The organism is Stenotrophomonas sp., from assembly GCF_050737575.1.
GTDB lineage: Bacteria > Pseudomonadota > Gammaproteobacteria > Xanthomonadales > Xanthomonadaceae > Stenotrophomonas.
On sequence record NZ_JBOHXW010000008.1, the window covers coordinates 147,624 to 166,715 of the forward strand.

At 63.8% G+C, this 19,092-nt stretch carries 14 protein-coding genes and 1 tRNA gene; 1 reads left to right on the top strand and 14 read right to left on the bottom strand.

All coding sequences use genetic code 11. The features are described 5' to 3' along the window. Nucleotides 1-9 precede the first annotated feature (9 nt). The 4 genes from ACREP4_RS15125 to ACREP4_RS15140 all read right to left on the bottom strand — a co-directional run bounded on the left by ACREP4_RS15125 (nucleotide 10) and on the right by ACREP4_RS15140 (nucleotide 9,392). A complete protein-coding gene (locus ACREP4_RS15125; protein ID WP_431597019.1) occupies nucleotides 10-2,772 on the bottom strand; it encodes a protein kinase domain-containing protein in 2,763 nt (920 codons plus the stop codon). Nucleotides 2,773-2,795: 23 nt separating this feature from the next. After that, nucleotides 2,796-3,347 (bottom strand): ECF-type sigma factor, encoded by a 552-nt coding sequence (locus ACREP4_RS15130; protein ID WP_431597020.1) that lies wholly within the window; start codon nucleotides 3,345-3,347, stop codon nucleotides 2,796-2,798. Nucleotides 3,348-3,592: 245 nt separating this feature from the next. Next, on the bottom strand, nucleotides 3,593-5,518 hold the full coding sequence (locus tag ACREP4_RS15135; RefSeq protein WP_431597021.1) for a S8 family peptidase: 1,926 nt from the start codon (nucleotides 5,516-5,518) through the stop codon (nucleotides 3,593-3,595). Between the two features lie 196 nt (nucleotides 5,519-5,714). Further along, nucleotides 5,715-9,392, bottom strand: coding sequence for an ESPR-type extended signal peptide-containing protein (locus ACREP4_RS15140; RefSeq protein ID WP_431597022.1), 3,678 nt, complete (start codon nucleotides 9,390-9,392; stop codon nucleotides 5,715-5,717). A gap of 294 nt (nucleotides 9,393-9,686) precedes the next feature. Here ACREP4_RS15140 and ACREP4_RS15145 point away from each other — a divergent pair, with 294 nt between their 5' ends. Then, on the top strand, nucleotides 9,687-11,036 hold the full coding sequence (locus tag ACREP4_RS15145; RefSeq protein WP_431597023.1) for a sensor histidine kinase: 1,350 nt from the start codon (nucleotides 9,687-9,689) through the stop codon (nucleotides 11,034-11,036). A gap of 4 nt (nucleotides 11,037-11,040) precedes the next feature. Here the strand turns inward: ACREP4_RS15145 and ACREP4_RS15150 are convergent, their stop codons facing one another. From ACREP4_RS15150 to tolQ, 10 genes are all read right to left on the bottom strand, one after another. Continuing rightward, nucleotides 11,041-11,784 (bottom strand): response regulator transcription factor, encoded by a 744-nt coding sequence (locus ACREP4_RS15150; RefSeq protein ID WP_431597024.1) that lies wholly within the window; start codon nucleotides 11,782-11,784, stop codon nucleotides 11,041-11,043. 385 nt (nucleotides 11,785-12,169) lie between these two features. Then, nucleotides 12,170-12,245: transfer RNA gene (locus ACREP4_RS15155), tRNA-Lys, on the bottom strand. Nucleotides 12,246-12,306: 61 nt separating this feature from the next. Next, on the bottom strand, nucleotides 12,307-12,972 hold the full coding sequence (queC, locus tag ACREP4_RS15160) for a 7-cyano-7-deazaguanine synthase QueC (RefSeq protein WP_431597025.1): 666 nt from the start codon (nucleotides 12,970-12,972) through the stop codon (nucleotides 12,307-12,309). Between the two features lie 190 nt (nucleotides 12,973-13,162). Further along, nucleotides 13,163-13,852 (bottom strand): 7-carboxy-7-deazaguanine synthase QueE, encoded by a 690-nt coding sequence (queE, locus tag ACREP4_RS15165; protein ID WP_431597026.1) that lies wholly within the window; start codon nucleotides 13,850-13,852, stop codon nucleotides 13,163-13,165. Between the two features lie 42 nt (nucleotides 13,853-13,894). Next, nucleotides 13,895-14,698, bottom strand: coding sequence for a tol-pal system protein YbgF (gene ybgF / locus ACREP4_RS15170; RefSeq protein WP_431597027.1), 804 nt, complete (start codon nucleotides 14,696-14,698; stop codon nucleotides 13,895-13,897). Between the two features lie 3 nt (nucleotides 14,699-14,701). Next, nucleotides 14,702-15,220: a peptidoglycan-associated lipoprotein Pal gene (gene pal, locus ACREP4_RS15175; RefSeq protein ID WP_431597028.1), complete on the bottom strand. Its 519-nt coding sequence runs from the start codon at nucleotides 15,218-15,220 to the stop codon at nucleotides 14,702-14,704. Nucleotides 15,221-15,285: 65 nt separating this feature from the next. Further along, nucleotides 15,286-16,605 carry a Tol-Pal system beta propeller repeat protein TolB gene (gene tolB / locus ACREP4_RS15180; RefSeq protein WP_431597029.1) on the bottom strand — a complete coding sequence of 440 codons (1,320 nt, stop codon included), beginning with the start codon at nucleotides 16,603-16,605 and terminating at the stop codon, nucleotides 15,286-15,288. A 173-nt stretch (nucleotides 16,606-16,778) separates the two neighbouring features. Then, nucleotides 16,779-17,852, bottom strand: coding sequence for a cell envelope integrity protein TolA (gene tolA / locus ACREP4_RS15185; RefSeq protein ID WP_431597030.1), 1,074 nt, complete (start codon nucleotides 17,850-17,852; stop codon nucleotides 16,779-16,781). Continuing rightward, complete coding sequence (tolR, locus tag ACREP4_RS15190) at nucleotides 17,842-18,270, bottom strand: protein TolR (protein WP_431597031.1); 429 nt, start codon at nucleotides 18,268-18,270, stop codon at nucleotides 17,842-17,844. The genes tolA and tolR overlap by 11 nt, the downstream gene beginning before the upstream one ends. 39 nt (nucleotides 18,271-18,309) lie before the next feature. Then, nucleotides 18,310-19,089, bottom strand: coding sequence for a protein TolQ (tolQ, locus tag ACREP4_RS15195; RefSeq protein WP_431597032.1), 780 nt, complete (start codon nucleotides 19,087-19,089; stop codon nucleotides 18,310-18,312). Between the last annotated feature and the right edge of the window lie 3 nt (nucleotides 19,090-19,092).

A 19,092-nucleotide genomic window follows, 5' to 3' on the forward strand; every position in this document is an offset into this window, starting at 1 on the left:
CGACGCGCCTCAGTGGGCCTGCCCGCCCTCCAGGCTAGTACGGGCCAATAGCACCAAGCCGTCCAGCTGGCGCCGTTCCGGTGAGGTCGGCACCTGCAGCTTCTGCAGCACCGGCTCGGCCTTGCGCAGTTCGTCCAGCGCCGGCTGGGCATGACTGAGCAACAGCAGCGTTTCGGCCAGCGCCAGACGGCTGCTTGCCGTTTCACTGCCCGCCTCACCAAACCGGCCACGGGCAAATTCCAGTGCGGCGCGGCGCAACGCCAATGCCTGCCCGCCTTGGCCCAGCCGCCAGGCCAGCGCCGAACGTACCTGCAGCATCTGTAGATGGAAGCTGGCCGGCACATGCGTGGCCATTTCCTCAAGCAGCTGCCCGGCCTGTTGTGTCTGGCCCATGCGCACCAGCCAATCAATCCGGTTCAAGCGCGCTTCGATGCGACCCGGCGCATCCACCGGCAATGCCGCAGCCAAACCTTGATCGGCATGCATCAACAACCGACCGGCTTCTTCCATCCGCCCATCGCGCATCAACAAGCGGCCCAGCCCACTCTCCGCACGAAGGCTGGTCGGCGAATCAATGCCCAATCGATCCGTCCTGATTTCCAGCGCCTGCCGATACAAACGCTCGGCCGCCGACAGGTCACCGCGCAACTCACGCAAGGTGCCGTGGTTGAACAGGCCCATCGAGTATTCCACCGAGTCGATGCCATCCAGCAGTGCGCTCAACGCATGGCGCTGTTCGTACTGTTTGTCCGCCGCAGCGTAATCACCGGAATCGCTGTACAGATCGGCCAGGCCATCATGCTGGATCAGCACAAACCGGCTTCTCGGCCCGTACAGCTCCAGCGCATGACGCATGCCCGACTGCAGCAACGGCAATGCCTGCGCGTACTTGCCCTGTTCGCGCAGCACCTGCGCAAGCCGCACTTCCGAGGCCAGCGCCATGCTGGTGCGGCGCCCGTGCAGGCTCGCCAATACCTCACCGAACTCGCGCTCTGCAGCCTCCTGCCGGCCCCAGCGCAGGTACATCAGTCCCTTGTTGTAGGTCAGCTCCAGGCGCTTGGCCGCTGCCGTCGGATCGGCCTGTTTGTCGTACAGCGTCGTCGCGGCATCCAGCACCACTTCGGCCTGGTCGAACGCCTGCTGGTTGATCAGCGCCATGCCCTTTGCGCCGAGCAGCTTCGCCCTTGTCGCGGATGCATCATCGCTGCGCAACAACGCCAAGCCCTGGTTGGCCATCTGCAGCCCAAGCCGGCCATTGCCGTCCAGCGTCTTCTGCACCGACAGATCGGCCAGCACCGCTGCTGCATCCTCTTTGCGGTGCACGCGAGGGTCCATGAAGCCGTTGTAGGCCTGCTGCAACAGCGCCTCGGCTTGATGTGACACACCGGAATTTTGATAGGCAACGCCCAATACCGCGCGCATCCGCGCCAACTGCGCCGGCGCATCCGCCAGATCATGCGATACCTGCAGCGCAGCCTTGTCCAACAGTTGCCGCGACGTGAGTTCCTCTTCACCGCGCTCGGTGCGCAGGAAAGGATCGGCGGTTTCAAACACACCAATCATGAAGTTGCTGACCTGCCGCGCCACCGCCGCATCTTCCTGCGCTTGGTGGCGGCTTTGCAGCAAGCCGGTGATGAAGATCGACGACACCGTCACCACGCCCGTCACCAGTGCAACGCCATGCCAGTTGCGACGCAGCCCCTTGCGCAGCCGATACCAACGCCCACCGCCTCGCGCCACTACCGGCTGCCGCTCAAGGTAGCGCCGCACATCGGCAATCAGCGCTTCCACCGTGCGGTAGCGCTCGCCCACTTTGATCGCACAGGCCTTGCGGGCGATGGCATCCAGATCGCCCCGCAGCTTGTTGCGCCAAGGCAGTGCTTCGGCTGCATTGGCGCTGGGCAGGACAACCGGCACCTCGGTGTCCTGCGGCTCGCGCGCGCAGGGCTGCTGGGACAGCAATTCCACCAGCATCACGCCCAGGCTGTACACATCGCTGGCCGCACCGACGGCGTCACCGGCGATCATCTCCGGGCTGGCATAGGCCGGCGTGCAGAAGCCCGAGTTCTGGCTGTCGCGTGCTTCGTTGAGCAAGCGGGCCAGGCCGAAGTCCAACAACACCGGCTGACCATTGTTCATCACCAACACGTTGTTGGGCTTGAGGTCGCAATGCAGCACCAATTGTTCGTGCGCGGACTGCACGATGCTGCAGATATCCAGGAACAACTGCAGTCGCTGCACCAAACCCAGCTGATGCTCTACGCACCAGCGATCCAGCGGCACGCCGTCGACAAACTCCATCACCAGGTACGGATGACCATCCGGTGTGGTGCCGCCGTCATACAAGCGCGCCACCTGCGGCAACTGCAGATTTGCCAACACCTGCCGTTCGGCCTCAAGGCGCTCGACTTCAATCGCGCCTGGCAAGCCATGCAGCAACTTGATCGCCACCGTGCGCTGATAAACGCCATCAGCGCGTTCGGCCTTGAACACGGTGCCCATGCCGCCCTGCGCAATACGCTCGGTCAAGCGCCACGGCCCCAGCCGTTCGCCAACACCAAACTCGGGCATCAATGCATGCGCCAGTGCGGTATCGAGACGATTGCTGACCCGGCTCAGCCCCACCGTCTGCGAACGCAGCAGTTGTTCAACCTCGTCGCGTATCGATGCATCGTCACAACGTTCAAGCAGGGCCGCTTTCCACTGCTCACGCGGCAGTTCGCAGACCACATCAAACAGATCGCGAACCTGTCTCCATCGTTCGATGCCCATGCCGTGGCTGCTCTGCGCGCCAGTCAGCGGAGCTGGCGATTCAACCAGGCCCGCGCAAAGCGCAGATCACGGTCCACTGTCGGCGCGGACACACCCAGCACCAAGGCGATCTCATCGCGGCTCATGCCGCCGAAGTAAGTCAACTCGATGGTGCTGGCTGCGCGCGGTTCCATCTCCGCCAATTGATTCAAGGCCTGGTGCAAGGCCAGCACGTCATAGCTGACATTGTTTTCATCCTGCATCTCCACCGCATGCGACAGCGTCAGCTGTTCGGCATTGCCGCCGCGCTTGTCCGCCGCGCGCGCGCGCAGGTGATCCACCAATACCGAGCGCATCTTCAGTGCGGCAATGGCGATGAAATGGGTGCGGTCGTTGTAATCCGCGCTGCTGCCCAGCAGCCGCATCAGCGATTCATTGACCAGTGCAGCCGGCTGCAGCGTGCCGTTGGTGTGATTGGACAGCCGATGCCGCGCAATCTGCATCAAATCCGAGTACAGCGCCTCGAACAGGTGCTCGCGTGCAGCCAGGTCGCCCTGCTGCCAAAGATGCAGAAGTTGGGTTATCTGCTGACTCAAACGTGCCCCCGGCGCCGACGATCATTCCCCGCGCTGCTTCAAGCGCGGGTGGAATCGCTCCATGGTAGGCCGGCATGCGTGTTAGTGCCAACACTCTTGTCCAAGCCGCCGGGGCGAAGCCGATGATGCTTTCGCTGTGAGCAGCCGTGATTCCCGCGTCGCCGGGCCTTGCACTTGCAGGTTCGGCGGCCAGCGGTAAAGGAGGCGGAGCGCCCGCCTCCTTTATGTTGTCGCGTCGTTTCTGCTTACTGATACAGCCCCATCACCGTGACGCCGGAGAATGCCTTCTCGCCTTCCATACGCAGGTAATAGGTGCCCGGCTTCGGATTGCTGATCACCACCGCCTCGCTGTTGCCCGGCTTGGCCGACTTGCGCTCATACAACGCGGTGGTTGGCTGCGTGTCGTAGGAAACGTACAGCGAGACATCACCGATGCCGCCGTAGCTGCGCAGGTTGAGGCTGGCGGTGCCTGCCGGCACGACGATGGAGTACATCAGTCCCTCGCCCGCTCCACCGCTCTGCTTGGCCAGTGCGATGCGGTTGTCCAGCAGCGTTGACGAATCCGGGGTGACCGGCTGCGTCGCTGCGAGCACTGCATTGGCTGCATCAACGATACCTGCGCCCATCGGCGTACTGGTCGGCGGGGTGACAGCAAATGGCTTGGCAGTGCGGCGCAGGATCGCGCGCACCTGGTCCGGCGTCAGCGGTGGGTTGCCCGCAGCCACGGCAGCACTCTGCATCAGCGCAACGATGCCCGCCACATGCGGGCTGGCCATCGACGTGCCAATGCTGCCCATCAGGCGATCACCCGCCGGGCTGGGTTCCGGCGCCTTGGTCCCCACGTTGCCGAGCGACCAGATCCATGCATCGTCCGGCGCGCTGCCACTCTTGGCGTTGCCGCCGGGCGCCGTCACGGTGACGCTGGCACCGTAATTGGAGAACCACGATTTCGCGCCATCAACGCCATTGGCACCCACGGTGATCACGCCCTTGCAGCTTGCCGGCGAGTAGCCACCCGCATCGGCGTTTTCGTTGCCGGCGGCCACGACCACCGTGACGCCACGGCTGATCGCGCCATCAATGGCGGCTTGCGTCGCCGGGTCATTCGCGCACGAACCGGAGCCACCCAGGCTCAGGTTCAGCACCTCGGCATGGTTGCTGCTGTTGTCCGGCACACCCGGCACGCTGCCACCCGATGCCCAGGTGATGGCATCCGCGATGTCGGAGGTGAAGCCACCGCAGTGGCCGAGCACGCGCACCGGCTGCACCTTGGCTTCATAGGCAACACCTACTACACCGAGGTTGTTGTTGCCCACCGCCGCGACCGTGCCGGCGACATGCGTGCCATGGAAACTGCTGCTACCGGTATCGCCGCACCACGGCATGGTGTCGTCGGTCCAGTCGCCCGGATCGTGCGCATCGGCATCGCGACCATCACCGTCGCCAGCAATGTCCGGGTTCTGCGCGTCCTGACCATAGGCACTGATGAAGTCGTAACCGGGCACGATGTTGGCGTTCAGATCAGCGTGATCCAGATAGCCGGTGTCGAGCACGGCCACCAGCACGCCATCACCCTTGCTGGTCTCCCAGGACAGCGGTGCGCGGATGCCGGTGGTCGGGTTGGTGTAGTGCCACAAGAGGCTGAACTTGGGGTCGTTCGGCGTTGTATCGAACGCATGCTTGAGGAAGTCGGGCTGGGCATAGGCGACGCTGGGGTCCTTGCGCAGTTCGGCCAGCAGTGCGTCGGCCTGTGTGCGGTTCAACGCATGCGACAACCTGACCACCTCTGCGCCCTGCGCCGTCCTGCGCAGGTGACGCAAGGTCAACGTACTGCGCGTGCCGGCAACACCGGCGCGGGTAGCGGCGGAGTTCATCACGCCAAGCAGGGTTGTCTGGCTGCGCTGCGCGGCAGTGCCATCCTTGAACTTGACGATGAAGCGATCAAAGTTCGCCTGCGCCGGCCTGCTGGTCGGCAGCTGCTTCATCACGCCGGTTGCGCCCTTGCCTGCGACGGTGCGGCTGCCCGCTGCGGGAGCGGCACTGGTGTTGGGAGCGGCGCCGGTGGAGGCGCTGATCAACGTCCCGGTGTAACCCGAGGCGAAGGCCGAAAGTGCGGCAATCACCGCCGTGGCCAGCGCACCGCTGGCGATGAGTCGGGTGTGCTTTTTCATTTTCTCTCTCCGTTTACTGGGGGTCGGCGGAACAGTGCCGCCGCAAGCGTGCGGGCGACCATGCGCCCGCTTCGCCGTGGCGGTTCAATGGATGGAAGTACGCGTGATGGGTTCGGAGCGCCCCGCGCTGAGCAGCGGACGTGCACCCGCTGCGGCGCGGCACTCTCTGGCACATGCGGCCTTGGCGGTGTGTGTCTTACAGGTCGACACCAAAGCCGACACCTGCTGAACGGTCGTCACTGCTGAAGGCACCGCCGATCGAGAACGACGCACGCTCGCCCATCGCTTTGGAATACCCCACCGACAGCGCGCTCTCGCCGTTCTGCCAACCCGCGCCCACCGCGACACGACCGCGCGGACTACGGCCTCCTGCGGCGTTGATCGACATGTTCATCATTGCCGAGCTCATCGCGCCCTGGCGGTCGATGCGCTCGTCCATCTTGCCGAGGCGATAGCCCAGGTCGTTGCGCAGCCCGGTGAACTCATCACTCAACGCTTGGTAACGACTGTCGGTATAGCTGTTGGCCTTGGTCAGCGTCTGCGTGGCGGTGGTATCGGCGTAGGCGTTGGCCGAAGCCAAGGTCTTCGCATCACCGGACTGCATCTGTTGCACGTTGACCCCATCGGTAGCATTCACGCCGGCTGCGACATGGGTAAGGCGGCGTTCGTTGCCGCCACTGCCTATCGAAACGGTGTTGGCCTCGTTGGCCACCGAGCCCTGCCCGATTGCCACCGCACCTTCCGCCGTCGCCGACGCGCCTTGGCCGATCGCGGTACCACCGCTCGCGCTGACCTTGCTGTCCGCGCCAACCGCCACTGCATTGCTCGCGGCGGCATCGATGTTGCTGCCGGTGCCCACTGCCGTTCCGTTGGCCGCGCCCACTGTTGCGCCGTTGCCGATGGCGATGTCATTGCTGTCCTGTGCATGGCTGCCCGTGCCCAGCGCCAGCCCGGTGCCGGTGCCGGTGTTCATCGGCGGGATGCCTTCCAGTTTCGATACGCGGTCGCTCAAACCACCGAACGCCGCGTCGATGGCATCGAACGTCGCGCCGACGCTGCCGTAGCTACCACCCCGGAAGCCGTACGCGGGCGCGACCAGCATGCCGTTGGCGCCCAAGCCTGCACCGCCACCCAATGCGGCGGCAACCGAATCCAGCTGCGCGACATTGACCGCTTCGTCGGCATTCACGCCGGCTTTGACATTGGCCAGTGTGGTGCCGCCCTGCCCGCCCAGCGTCGCCTTGTCTTTGGTCGCCGCGTCGTCGTACTTCACTGCGCTGGCACCGAGGTTGCCAACACTGCCACCGACATCGGCGATGGCCTGGTCGAGCTGCCCCTTGTTGACCGCATCGGTCGCCGCGGTACCTGCGGCCACATTGGTGATTTGGCGATTGATCGCCGAATGCACGACGCCAGCAGCATCGGTCCAGTCCTGCGCCGCACCCACCGACACGGTATTGGCGCGGTCAGCCAGCGAACCCGAACCCAGCGCGACGCTGTTTTCGGCATCTTTGGTCGTCCACGTATTGGAGCCCAGCACGGTCGAATTCAGCGCCTGCGCGTAGCTGTTGTAGCCCACCACTGTGGCACCGTCTTCGGTGGCCCATGCTTCACCGCCGATGGCGGTGGTGTGGTTGCCATCGGTAACGCTGTTTCCATCCGCGCCGGCCAGCGCGTTCTGACCAAACGCAGCACTGAGTTTGCCGGAGGCATGCGCATCGCCGCCCACGGCGGTCGCATCCTGTGCGGCAACGGCATCGATGCCGACGGCCGTGGCACGCAGTCCAGCGATGCTGCGTGCGCCCAGCGCGGTGCCGAACCCGCCAGCCTGGCTATACGTGCCCACCGCCGAGGAGAAGTAGTCCTTGGCAGTGCTGCCCACGCCAACGGCCATCGCGCCCCGTCCAATCGCGGTGGAAAGTGCACCCAGCGCAGTCGTTTCACGGCCTTCGGCCCAGCTCAGCATGCCCAGGCTGGCCGACAACGCACCGGCGGTATAAGCGCCATCGCCGACCGCCACGCTGCCCACGCCTTTTGCTTCGGCGAAAGAGCCCAGTGCCAACGAATTGTTGTACGCCGCGCTGGCCTCGAAGCCTATCGCCACTGACGCGTTGCCACTGGCGCTGCTGTTCATGCCTTGAGCGATTGCGTTTGTGCCGTCGGCAACGCTGCCCCAGCCCCTGGCGATGCTGTAATCGCCCAGCGCATTGGCCATGCTGCCCAGCGCCGATGCACCGGTGCCGATGGCCAGGCTGCTGCTGCCCAGCGCGATGGTGTTGTCACCCACCGCGTTGGCCTGATAGCCGAAGGCACTGCTTTCCACGCCAGTGGCAGCGGCATTGGCACCGGCGGCAACGGCGTTGTCGGCGCTGGCCACGGCAAGGTCGCTGCCATCACCGGCGCCATTGGTAGCGAAATAATTGCTGGCGTCTCCGACACGGTCGGCTAATGCATCCAGTTGCGCCTTGTTCACCGCGTCGGTGGCTTCGGTACCCGCAGCAACATTGGCGAGCTGACGATCAATCGCCGAATGCACGACGCCAGCGGCATCGGTCCAGTCCTGCGCCGCACCCACCGACACGGTATTGGCGCGATCCGCCAGCGAGCCCGCTCCCAGCGCGACGCTGTTTTCGGCGTCCTTGGTGGTCCACGCGTTGGAACCGAGCACCGTGGCGTTCACCGCCTGTGCGTAGCTGTTGTAACCCACCACGCTTGCACCGTCTTCGGTAGCCCAGGCTTCTGCGCCCAGCGCCGTGGTGTTGTCGGCGTGTGTGGTGCTGGCGGCATCCTTACCCGCCAGCGTATTGATACCCAGCGCGGTGCCATTGTTGCCAAGCGCCTTCGACGCATTGCCGATGGCCGTACCGGCGCCTGTTGCAACCGGATCGCCATTGGTATCCAGCTCGACGAAACCGGCAACGGCGCTGTAGCCAATCGCGGTCGAGGCAGCATTGGCATGGCTGTAGGTGCCGACCGCCGTGCCCATCATGTCCGCCGTGCTGACAGCGCCAACCGACGTGGCATACCAACCATTGGACCAGGCGTTGCTGCCGATGGCGCTGCTCTGCCAACCGCTTGCGGTACTGCCGCTGCCCAATGCCGTGGTAAACGGACTGTCGGCGTTCGCCAATACGCCGAGCGCCGTGGAGAACGCGCTATTGGCGATGCTTTCCGGTCCGATGGCAACGCTGTTGAAGCCCGCCGCCAGGCTGTTGTAGCCCAGCGCGATACTGCCCATCCCCAGCGCCTGGGCCTGTGTGCCGTTCGCCACACTGTTATCACCGTCAGCAATGCTGGCATAGCCGCTGGCGATGCTGTATTCGCCGAACGCATTGGCCCCTGTGCCAACCGCCTGCGAGCCCGCACCCAGCGCCAGGCTGCTGCTGCCGATGGCGGTGGAATAATCACCTTCCGCGTCCGCCTGGTAGCCATAGGCGCTGCTGTCCTGACCGTTTGCAATGCTGAACGCACCGGTAGCCGTACTGTTCTCGCCAGTGGCCATGCTCATCTCACCCGTCGCGGTGCTGTTTTCAGCAGGCGTGTTGCGGGAAGCGTCAGTCGCTGCAGCGTTACTTGAACGCAGCTGCGCCTGTGCACCCAGCACTTGTTCGTACAGCGCACAGTCCACCTGCCGCACCACGCTGCCATCTTCGCCGCGCACGACACAGCCCGCGTCGTTGCGTTCGATCACGATCTGCCCGGCATGCACGGGCGGCGCCAATACCGCAAATCCGAACGTTGATGCCAACACCGCCATGCACGGGCCGAGCAGGCGGCGTGCCCCGTCCTTACGGCCCTTTACCGACGCAAGTTCCGAAGTGACCACCATGGCGTTCTTGCTATGGCTCCACACTCGCCGATAGATCCTGTTCATCAACTCTCTCCCACCACGTTGCGGTTCTTGAAGGTGAGCGACGCCCAGCGGCCATGTACGGCCGTTGTGCGGCCGCCGCCACTGCATCGCATGTCGTGTGTCGGCGTCCCCTGTGCACTCCGCCGGTTCGTGGTGACGTCCTGATCAGGCCGCCCCATACGTGCATACGGAAACTACGGCGCGCCAACTTGGCTTGTCACGCACGCTTCGCTCACTCAATACTCACCGTCCATGTCACGGACTCACGCTCCATCCGATGTCCGCCTCTCTTCTGTAAGGATTCGCCGCATCGCCATGCACGACCGCATCCCCCTGCTTCGATGGCTGCACAGCGCTCCACTCAACGACCCGATTGATCAACGCAACGCAGCGACGTTGCAGCGGTTGTTCCTGGCGCTGGGCCTGACGATTCCAATCAGTTGGCTGTACTTCCTTGGCGCGGGCACAACACCCGTCAGTGATCACTCACTGATGACGTTGGCGTTGTTCATGGCCGGCATCGCACTGAGCTGCGTGGTGATGATCCGGCAGGGGCATTTCCGCGCTGCGGTGACGCTGTATCTGACAATGCTGCTGGCCATCCAGGGTATCGATCACCTGCGGCTCGGCTTTTCAGTCCTGGCAGACAATCAGACTGACCAGTTCCTGGTCCTCATCATTGGCGGGCTCGTACTCGGACGGCGGGCACTATGGTGGATCCTGCTTGCACTGCTGCTGGTGGCAGGCTGCGGTTTCGCAGTCGATGCACATCGTCTGCTGGTGGCAGGCCAGCCCATCGAGCGCGCATACAGTCACCTGCCGTCGGTGCTGCTCGGCTACCTGCTGGTGACACTGGTGCTGGACCGCACGGTTACCGCACTACGCGACGGCCTTGCCGAATCCATTCGCCGACAACAGGAACTGCAACATGAGATGCGCGAGCGCGCCCGTGCCAGGCTCATCCACGCACAGAAAATGGAAGCCACCGGACGCCTTGCCGGTGGCATCGCCCATGACTTCAACCACATCCTCGGACTGATCGTCGGCTATGCCGGGCAACGTGATCGCATCCTGTCGGCCGACACACGCCAGGAGATGGAACAGGCCATCGATCGCAACCTGACACGCATCGCCAACGCCGCCGCCAGCGGCATGCAGATCACCGAAAAATTGCTGGCTTTCAACCGCCCCGAGTCCGCACGCCCACAACGTTTCGCCATCGGCCATGCCGTGCACGACATGCATCCGATGCTGCGTCAGCTGCTGCCAGGCAACGTACAACTGCACCTGCCCGATATGCGACCGGACGTGCTCGTGCATTTCGACCGCAGTGAGTTCGAACTGATGGTGCTCAACATCGCCGCCAATGCATGCGACGCGATGCCCGACGGCGGGCACTTCCGCATCGGCTTGGACCGCAATGCCGAAGGCTTCTCGGTGCTGACACTGGCCGACAGCGGCCACGGCATGAGCACACAGGTGCAGCAACAGATATTCATACCGTTCTTCAGCACCAAATCCGCCACCGGTGGCACCGGCCTGGGGCTGACCGGCATCCATGACATGGTGCTCAACGCCGGCGGCTACATCACCGTCGACAGCGCTCCCGGACAGGGCACTGCATTCCATGTGTTGCTGCCGCCGCCACAGGGAGCAATGGCATGAAAGCTCACTGCACGGCAGTGAGTGCACCCAGCGGCGCTTCTGCTCTGCAATGGTCGTCGAGCACGTAACCCTTGCCGTGCACCGCGACCAGCGGCAGCCGTTCGCCGATCTGGTCCAGCACTTTCCTGCGCAGGCGATGTACCAGCGACTCGATGCGGTGCAGGTCGAAATCGTCGATGTTGTCGGTCATTGCCGCCGCCAGTTGCTCGCGCGTGACCAGACGTCCCAGCGACCCAGCCAGACGGACCATCATGCGCTGCTCGCTCTTGGTCAACGCCACCGTACGCCGCTGTGGTGACACCACACACCAGCCTTCCGGGTCGAAATGCCATCGATTCATTGCCAACGGCGCAATCGGCCCATGCAGCCGCCGTAGCAGGCTGTGAATGCAGACCGCCAGCAGCTCGATCTGCACCGGCTTCACCAGATAGGCGTCCGCGCCCTGACTGAGTCCCCGCACTTGTTCGTCCACCGCACCATGCCCGGTCAGCATCACCACACCGATGCTGGGCAACAAAGCACGCACGGCCTGCGCAACGCTGAATCCATCCGCATCGGGCAAGCCGACGTCCAGGATCACCACCTCCGGCGTGCGCGTTTTCAGCGCCTCATACAACCCCGCCGCCGTGCCCACACCGGCCACTGCGAAACCATAGTCACGCAGTCCCGGCATCACCACTTCTTCGCGCATCTCAACGTCGTCCTCAAGCACGAGGATGTACGGGGAATCACGCAACGACGCCACCATCACCACACCTTCGCTGCAGCAATATGGGGGGCCGAATGTACCCCAACGCTTACGCCACAATCGGACTCTCGCCGCAAAAGCAGGCGCCCCACGCCGCCCGCGCGTCATGTCACCAAGCCAGCTGGCACTTCGGCTGCGTGCAGCAACGCGGTCTGTTGAAACAAGGGAGGCACGGCCCGCTGCGGGAGGTACATCACAGCCGACCTGACCGGCTCACCTCACCACGCCCGCAAAGCCCGATGCTTACCCCCGACCAGCACAGGCGAAAGCATTCCTGCCGCGGAAGGCCGGCACTGCCCGCTCAGCGCGGCGCTTCCACGAAGCACGCAGTCATCCAGCGGAAAATAAAAAAAGGCCCCGGATTGCTCCGGAGCCTTTGAAATACTGGTGGGCCGTGAAGGATTCGAACCTTCGACCAAAAGATTAAAAGTCTTCTGCTCTACCGACTGAGCTAACGGCCCAAACAACGACCCGGCCGCAGCCGGGGCGCGTATTCTAGCGCAAGAATTGGAAAATCGGAATTCAAACGTAATGTGTGGGGTCGGCCATGCCCGCTGCGGCAAAACCTTCCGCACGCAAACGGCACGCATCGCAGTGCCCACAGGCCCGTCCGACCGCATCGGCCTGATAGCAGGACACGGTCAAGCCGAAGTCCACACCCAGCCGCTGGCCCTCTGCAGCAATCTGCGCCTTGCTCAGGTATTGCAGCGGCGCGTGGACGACGATGCCCGCGCCTTCCACACCTGCCTTCGTGGCCAGGTTGGCCAGCGCCTGGAAGGCGGCGACGAATTCCGGCCGGCAATCCGGGTAGCCGGAGTAATCCACCGCGTTCACGCCGCAGAAGATGTCATTGGCACCCAGCACCTCGGCCCAGCCCAGCGCCAGCGACAACATGATGGTGTTGCGCGCCGGCACGTAGGTGATCGGAATGCCTTCACCGCCGGCCTCCGGCACCTCGATGTCATCCGTCAACGCCGAGCCGCCAATGCTGCGCAGATCGACATCGACCACCTTGTGCCCGGCCACACCGAGCGCCGCAGACACGCGCACGGCGGCCTCCAGTTCCGACGTATGCCGTTGTCCATAGCGCACGCTCAGCGCGTACACCTCAAAACCTTGTTCCTGGGCGATGGCGACGACGGCGGCCGAGTCCATGCCGCCGGAAAGAAGCACAACTGCTTTCTTCATGGGATTACATCCGGTTGGGGGATCAGAGCCAGCACGCTGTCCCGCGCCGGGGTGTAGCTGTGGACGGCAGTCCACAGGATTGCGGGTACGCAGCGGAAAATTGCCCGCGGCCCGCGAAAAAGAAGCTTACAAGGCACAACCGTGGATGCCGAACCAGCACCGCGCGCGAAGCTGCGGCAGCATCACCGCATCAGCGGCCGGGTTCGTCGTCCCACAGCAGTTTGTGCAACTGCATCTGGAAGCGCACCGGCAGGCGGTCGGCAATGATCCAGTCCGCCAGTTCACGCGCGCTCACCTGTGACTTGCTCGGCGAGAACAACACCATGCAACGCGCAGGCAACTGGTGCTCGATCAACATGGACTTGGCCCAGTCGTAGTCGCTACGGCTGCAGATCACGAACTTGAGCTGGTCGCGCGCGGTCAACAGCGGAATGTTCTCCAGCCGGTTGCGCGCCATTTCCGCCGAATCCGGCGTCTTCAGGTCGACCACGCGCGATACGCGTGCATCTACCGCTGCGATATCCAGCGCACCCGAGGTTTCCAGCGACACATCCATTCCCGCATCGCACAGCTTCTGCAGCAGGATCAGGCAGCGCTTCTGCGCCAGCGGTTCACCGCCGGTCACGCAGACATGGCGAACCCCCTGCTTCAGCACTTCAGCAACGATGTCATCAATGTCCCACCAGGTGCCGCCGTGGAAGGCGTACTCGGTATCGCAGTAGCTGCAACGCAGCGGGCAGCCGGTCAGGCGCACGAACACGGTCGGCCAGCCGACGGTGTCGGCCTCGCCCTGCAGGGACAGGAATATTTCGGTGATCTTCAGTCGCGGCAAGGGCGACTGCACGATCTCGCTGGGAACAGCGGCGGCGGGAGAATTCATCTGCACTTCAAACCGCACCGCGTTGCCGCGGTGCAGTACCAATCAACGCAGCTGCTGGCCAACCCGGATCGACTGCAAACGATCCTGGGCGGTACGGGCCGCATCACTGCCGGGATAACGGGAAACCACCTGCTCCAGCGTCTGCTGTGCCAGCACGGCATCACCTTCGCCGTACTGCGACAGACCGAGCTTCAGCAAACCGCCGGCGGCCTTGTCGTGGGTGGGATAACGGGCGATGAGGTCATTGAACTGCGCCTCCGCCATTTTGAAATTGCGTGTCGCGTAATAGCTTTCGCCCAGCCAATACAGCGCATTGGGCGTGTACGCCGCATTCGGGTACAGCTCCAGGAAACTCTGGAACAGCTGCGCCGAATCCGCATAGTTGCCGGCCTTCAACGCATCAAATGCCACGTTGTAGGCAGCACGTTCGTCACCGGCCGCCGCCTGGCTGCCAGCATCGCCACGCACCGTCGGTGCGCGTTCCTTGCTTGCCGCTGACGGGTTCGCCGGAAGCACGGGAGCAGCCGATGCCGCAGGGGCATCGGCGCCGCCATTGCCTTCCAAACGGTTCAACCGCCCGTCCAGATCAAGGTATTGGTCACGATTGCGCTGCTTCAGCTGTTCGTTCTCGTGCTGAAGCTGCTCGATCGTGCCCTGCAACGCCTGCATTTCACTACGCAGTTGCTGCAGCTGATTGAGCATGTCGGTGTTGGCCTGCGTGTTGTTGGCCTGTTGTTCCAGCGCGCCAACACGGTCAGCCAAACTTACCCGCTGTGCATACGCAGGAGCGGCAGCCACCAGGGCTGCCGCTACCACGAGCATCAGTGATTTGATGCTGATACGCATCGATTACTGCGCGGTGTAGACGATTTCGACGCGACGGTTCTGCGACCAGCAGGACTCGTTCGACTCGGTGCACACCGGACGCTCTTCACCGTAGGACACGACGGTCAGCTGCGAAGCCGAACCACCATTGGCCTGCAGCGAGGAGTTCACGGAGTTACCGCGACGCTCACCCAGTGCCTGGTTGTAAGCGCGGCTGCCGCGTTCGTCGGTGTTGCCCTGCAGGGTGATGCGCGACGACGGACGGTCACGCAGGTACTTGGCGTGGCACGCCATGATCTGCTGGAACTCCGACTTCACTTCTTCCTTGTCCAGGTCGAAGTAAACAACGCGCTGACGCAGGCAAGCGTCGGTATCGAGGTCGCCCGGGCCGTACAGGCCAGAGGTGGACGGACCGGTCGGCTGCGTGGTCGAACCATTGTCGACCGGCGGCTGTGCCGGCTGTTCTTTGACCTTCTTCGAGCAGCCGGCCAGAGCGGCTACGGACAGCAACGAAACGAGCAAAACACGAGTGGATTTGTTCATGGCGATACCTAGAGGCTCCTGGGCCAATTTTTTGGGATTAATCCGAGTCGGATGTTAACACTTTATCAACGCGCGGTGCGGTATGGGCCCCAAGCGGGTTCCCGTACATCGCCATCAGCGAGAACCAGGCGCTGACGCACACGGCCATCAGCAGACACTTCGTACAACACACCACGTCCGCCTTCGCGGGCGGCATACAACACCATGCTCGCATTAGGCGCGAAGCTCGGTGATTCGTCCAGCGAGCCCGGGGACAACGTGCTCCAACGCGGAGCGCCCAGGCTGCTATCCATCATTGCGATCTTGTAGCTGCTGCCTGCGCCCTGCGCGACGGCAATCTTCTTGCCATCGAAAGACACGGTGGCCTTCGCGTTGTAATTACCCTGGAAGGTTACCCGGTTGGCACTGCCACCGCTTGCCGACACCTGATAGATCTGCGGGCGGCCGCCACGGTCGGAGGTGAAATAGACCGAGCTGCCATCCGCGGCCCAGGTCGGTTCGGTGTCGATACCGAAGTGATTGGTCAACTGGGTCAGCTGCTTGCTGCCCAGATCCATGACGTAAATCTCCGGGTTGCCACTGCGCGACAGCGCCAGCGCGAGGCGACGACCATCCGGCGAAAACGCCGGCGCACTGTTGATGCCACGGAAGCTGGTCAGCAGCTCACGCGCACCGGTGGCGATGTCCTGCATGTAGATCGCCGAGTTGCCGCGCTCGAAGCTGACGTAAGCCAGCTTGCGGCCATCCGGGCTCCAGCTCGGCGACAACAGCGGCTCGGCCGAACGCACGATGGTCTGCGGGTTGTAGCCATCCGAATCGGCCACCATCAGCGCGTAGCGCATGTTGGCGCCGCTACCACTGGCGGTGATGTAGGCGATGCGGGTCCAGAACGCACCGCGCACACCGAGGATTTTTTCGTAGATGGCATCGGCCATCTGATGCGAGACATCGCGCATCGCGTTGGAGCGCGCGGTCATCGCCAGGCCGAGGATGCGCTCCCCCTTGGCCACGTCGAACAGTTCGTATTCGACGCGGTAGGCGCCGGCACCGGCGTCGAGCACACGGCCGGCGACCAGGTAGTCCTGCTTGAGCGCACGCCAGGTCGGGTACTGCACTTCGCTGCCGCGGGTCGGGCGCTCAACGATCTGCGCTTCCGGCAGATTGCGGAACTGGCCGGAACGGTCCAGATCCGCGCGGATCACCGCCGCCACATCGGTCTGCGGCGCACCCGCCGAACCTTGATACGGCATCGGCACAACGGTGATCGGCAGTGCCGAGGCGTTGCCGCCAATGATGTCGATTTCCAACCCCTTCTGCTGCGCCATTGCCGCAAGCGGCAACAACAGGGCAGTGAGGGCGACCAGCCAGCGAGGCAATTTCTTCATTAGGCGCTCAACGGTACGGAATGAATGCAGGAAAGAGGGATAGCAGCAGGCGGATGAACATTTTCGCAATCGTGAACGAATACCGCGTGAAAGCCATCCCCTTGAATGAACACGGGAACGTTACAAAAAGGTTACCGGTGAAACCGGCGAGCCCTCACGGGGCTTCAGCAGACTCAACGGTCCTGCGCTTCGAAATTGAAGTTCAGGTTGCGCTGGAACACCGACTCGTAACCCCGGTAAGGCAGCGGTTGGGCGCGCAGCACGGCAGCCTCCACCGAGCGACGCCCTGCCTCGTCATACGGGCAGCTTGCCGAGAATTCGACGTTCACCACTTCGCCGCCAGGCAACTGGCGAATGGTCAGGCGGCAACGCTGGCCGCGCGGAATTGAATCCGGACGCATCCATTGGTTGAGCACGGCCTGTTGGATGGCCGCGGCGTACTTGGCGGTCAAATCCGTGCTGGTACCGCCCTGCCCCGGTGACGGCGTGGCCGGACCGCTGCTGGCGGTATTGCTGGACGAGCTGCCCTGCGCGCGTGCCCGCGCATCGGCTACCTGGCGCAGGCGCTGCTCGGCCAGCTTGGCTTCGCGCTCGGCCTGCTCACGCTTGCGGCGGATTTCAGCGATCTTCTGCTGACGCTCCTGCTCGGCGCTGTCGGTAGCGCGGCGCTGCTCGTCGGCCAGTTTCTTCTGGCGATCAGCCTCTTCCTGTTGCTTGGCCAGGCGCAACTTCTGCTCAGCCTCTTCCACGCGCTTGCGCTCGGTGAGGTCGATCTGCTCCTGACGGCGCTTGGCTTCCTGTTCCTGCTTGGCCTTTTCCTGCGAGATCGCCAAGGCGCTGACGCGCTCCTGATCCACCGTATCCGGCTGCGCGATGCGCTCCTGCGCATTGTGCTGCTGCGGCGTGGGCGCATCCTGCGGACGCGGCTCGGGAATGGGTTGCGGCGGCGGCACGGTGTCTTCGGGCACCGGCTCCGGCGGCACTTCCTCAACCGGCTCGGGCAGATCTGGCAGTTTTTCCGAGGCACGCAGCGCCTGACGCGCGGCCGCGGCTTCGGCCGAGGACACCTGCAAGCTCGCTTCTACCGCAGGATCGCCCGCAGCAGCTTCGGTGCTGCGCGCCGGTGACCACACCCAGGCAATGATGAAAATCGCCGCCACCAACAGGTGCACCAACAGCGCGAGGACGACCGGCAGGCCCCACTCGTTGCTGGACTGACGCGGCGGCGGCAGGGAATCAGCGTGCATCGGTCGCCAGACCCACCTTCTCGATCCTCGCCGCCTTGATCACGTCCATCGCGGACACGACTTTTTCATAGGCCACGCTTTTGTCGGCGGCAACGATCACGCGCAGGTCTTTGTCCTGCGACGCCAACGCACCCAGCTGCGCCTGCAGCGCGCCGGGGTCCATCGCTTCGGGATCCTTGGCACCGGGCAGCTTGAGGCTGAGCTGGCCGTCGGCGCGCACCGAGACGATCACCGGATCCTGCTTGCTCTCCAGCGCCTTGGCGGTGGAACTGGGCAGGTCGACTTCAAAGCTCAGCGTCAGCAACGGCGCGGTCACCATGAAGATGATCAGCAGCACGAGCATCACGTCGATATACGGCACGACGTTGATCTCGGACTTGAGCTTGCGGCGCTTGCGGCGGGGTATGGCGGCGGTCATGTGTTGGGCTCCTGCAGTCAGAGGAAAGCGCGCAGGCGCTTACTCATCAGCGCCGGTCTGGCGCTGCAGGATGGAGCTGAACTCTTCGGCGAAGGTTTCATAACGCACCGACAGGCGCTCCACACGGGTGGTGAACCGGTTGTAGGCCCACACGGCCGGAATGGCCACGAACAGGCCGATGGCGGTGGCGAACAGGGCTTCGGAAATACCTGGTGCAACCGAGGCAATACCGGCCTGCTCGCCGCTGCTGATCATGTCGTGCATGGTCACCATGATGCCGAACACGGTACCGACCAGACCCACATAAGGCGCGGTGGAACCGATGTTGGCGAGCAATTCGAGGTTGCGTTCCAGCCCGTCCACTTCGCGTGCGTAGGTGGTGCGCATGGCGCGCTGCGCACCTTCCAGCTGGCTGCGGCCATCCAGACCACGGCGGCCCTGCATGCGGGTGTATTCGCGGAAACCGGATTCAAAGATGGCTTCCAGGCCGTCAACCGAACGGTTGCGGTCGGTGGCCGAGGCGTACAGCTTGCCGAGGTCGGCACCGGACCAGAAGCGGTTCTCGAAGTCGCTGGCTTCGCGGTCGGCAGCCTTGAACACGCGTGCCTTGCGGAAAATGATCACCCAGCTGATGAACGACCCTGCCAGCAGCAGCAGCACGATCAACTTGACCGGGATACTGGCCTTGATCATCAGGTCCAGATAATTGATGCCACCGCCGTGGCTGGCCTGCGCGACAGTCTGCGCGGCGGCGGCGCTGACATCCGCCGGCAACGCCTCGGTTACGGTGGCCTGCAGGGCCAGAAGCAAAGCGATCATCCG

What these genes read in the sequence shown, in the direction of transcription:
- tolA (WP_431597030.1), bottom strand. Translation starts at nt 17,852, where the DNA reads ATGCACGCTGATTCCCTGCCGCCGCCGCGTCAGTCCAGCAACGAGTGG.
- queE (WP_431597026.1), bottom strand. Translation starts at nt 13,852, where the DNA reads ATGAATTCTCCCGCCGCCGCTGTTCCCAGCGAGATCGTGCAGTCGCCC.
- pal (WP_431597028.1), bottom strand. Translation starts at nt 15,220, where the DNA reads ATGAACAAATCCACTCGTGTTTTGCTCGTTTCGTTGCTGTCCGTAGCC.
- ACREP4_RS15145 (WP_431597023.1), top strand. Translation starts at nt 9,687, where the DNA reads ATGCACGACCGCATCCCCCTGCTTCGATGGCTGCACAGCGCTCCACTC.
- tolR (WP_431597031.1), bottom strand. Translation starts at nt 18,270, where the DNA reads ATGACCGCCGCCATACCCCGCCGCAAGCGCCGCAAGCTCAAGTCCGAG.
- ACREP4_RS15140 (WP_431597022.1), bottom strand. Translation starts at nt 9,392, where the DNA reads ATGAACAGGATCTATCGGCGAGTGTGGAGCCATAGCAAGAACGCCATG.
- tolB (WP_431597029.1), bottom strand. Translation starts at nt 16,605, where the DNA reads ATGAAGAAATTGCCTCGCTGGCTGGTCGCCCTCACTGCCCTGTTGTTG.
- ACREP4_RS15125 (WP_431597019.1), bottom strand. Translation starts at nt 2,772, where the DNA reads ATGGGCATCGAACGATGGAGACAGGTTCGCGATCTGTTTGATGTGGTC.
- ACREP4_RS15135 (WP_431597021.1), bottom strand. Translation starts at nt 5,518, where the DNA reads ATGAAAAAGCACACCCGACTCATCGCCAGCGGTGCGCTGGCCACGGCG.
- ACREP4_RS15150 (WP_431597024.1), bottom strand. Translation starts at nt 11,784, where the DNA reads ATGGTGGCGTCGTTGCGTGATTCCCCGTACATCCTCGTGCTTGAGGAC.
- queC (WP_431597025.1), bottom strand. Translation starts at nt 12,972, where the DNA reads ATGAAGAAAGCAGTTGTGCTTCTTTCCGGCGGCATGGACTCGGCCGCC.
- ybgF (WP_431597027.1), bottom strand. Translation starts at nt 14,698, where the DNA reads ATGCGTATCAGCATCAAATCACTGATGCTCGTGGTAGCGGCAGCCCTG.
- tolQ (WP_431597032.1), bottom strand. Translation starts at nt 19,089, where the DNA reads ATGATCGCTTTGCTTCTGGCCCTGCAGGCCACCGTAACCGAGGCGTTG.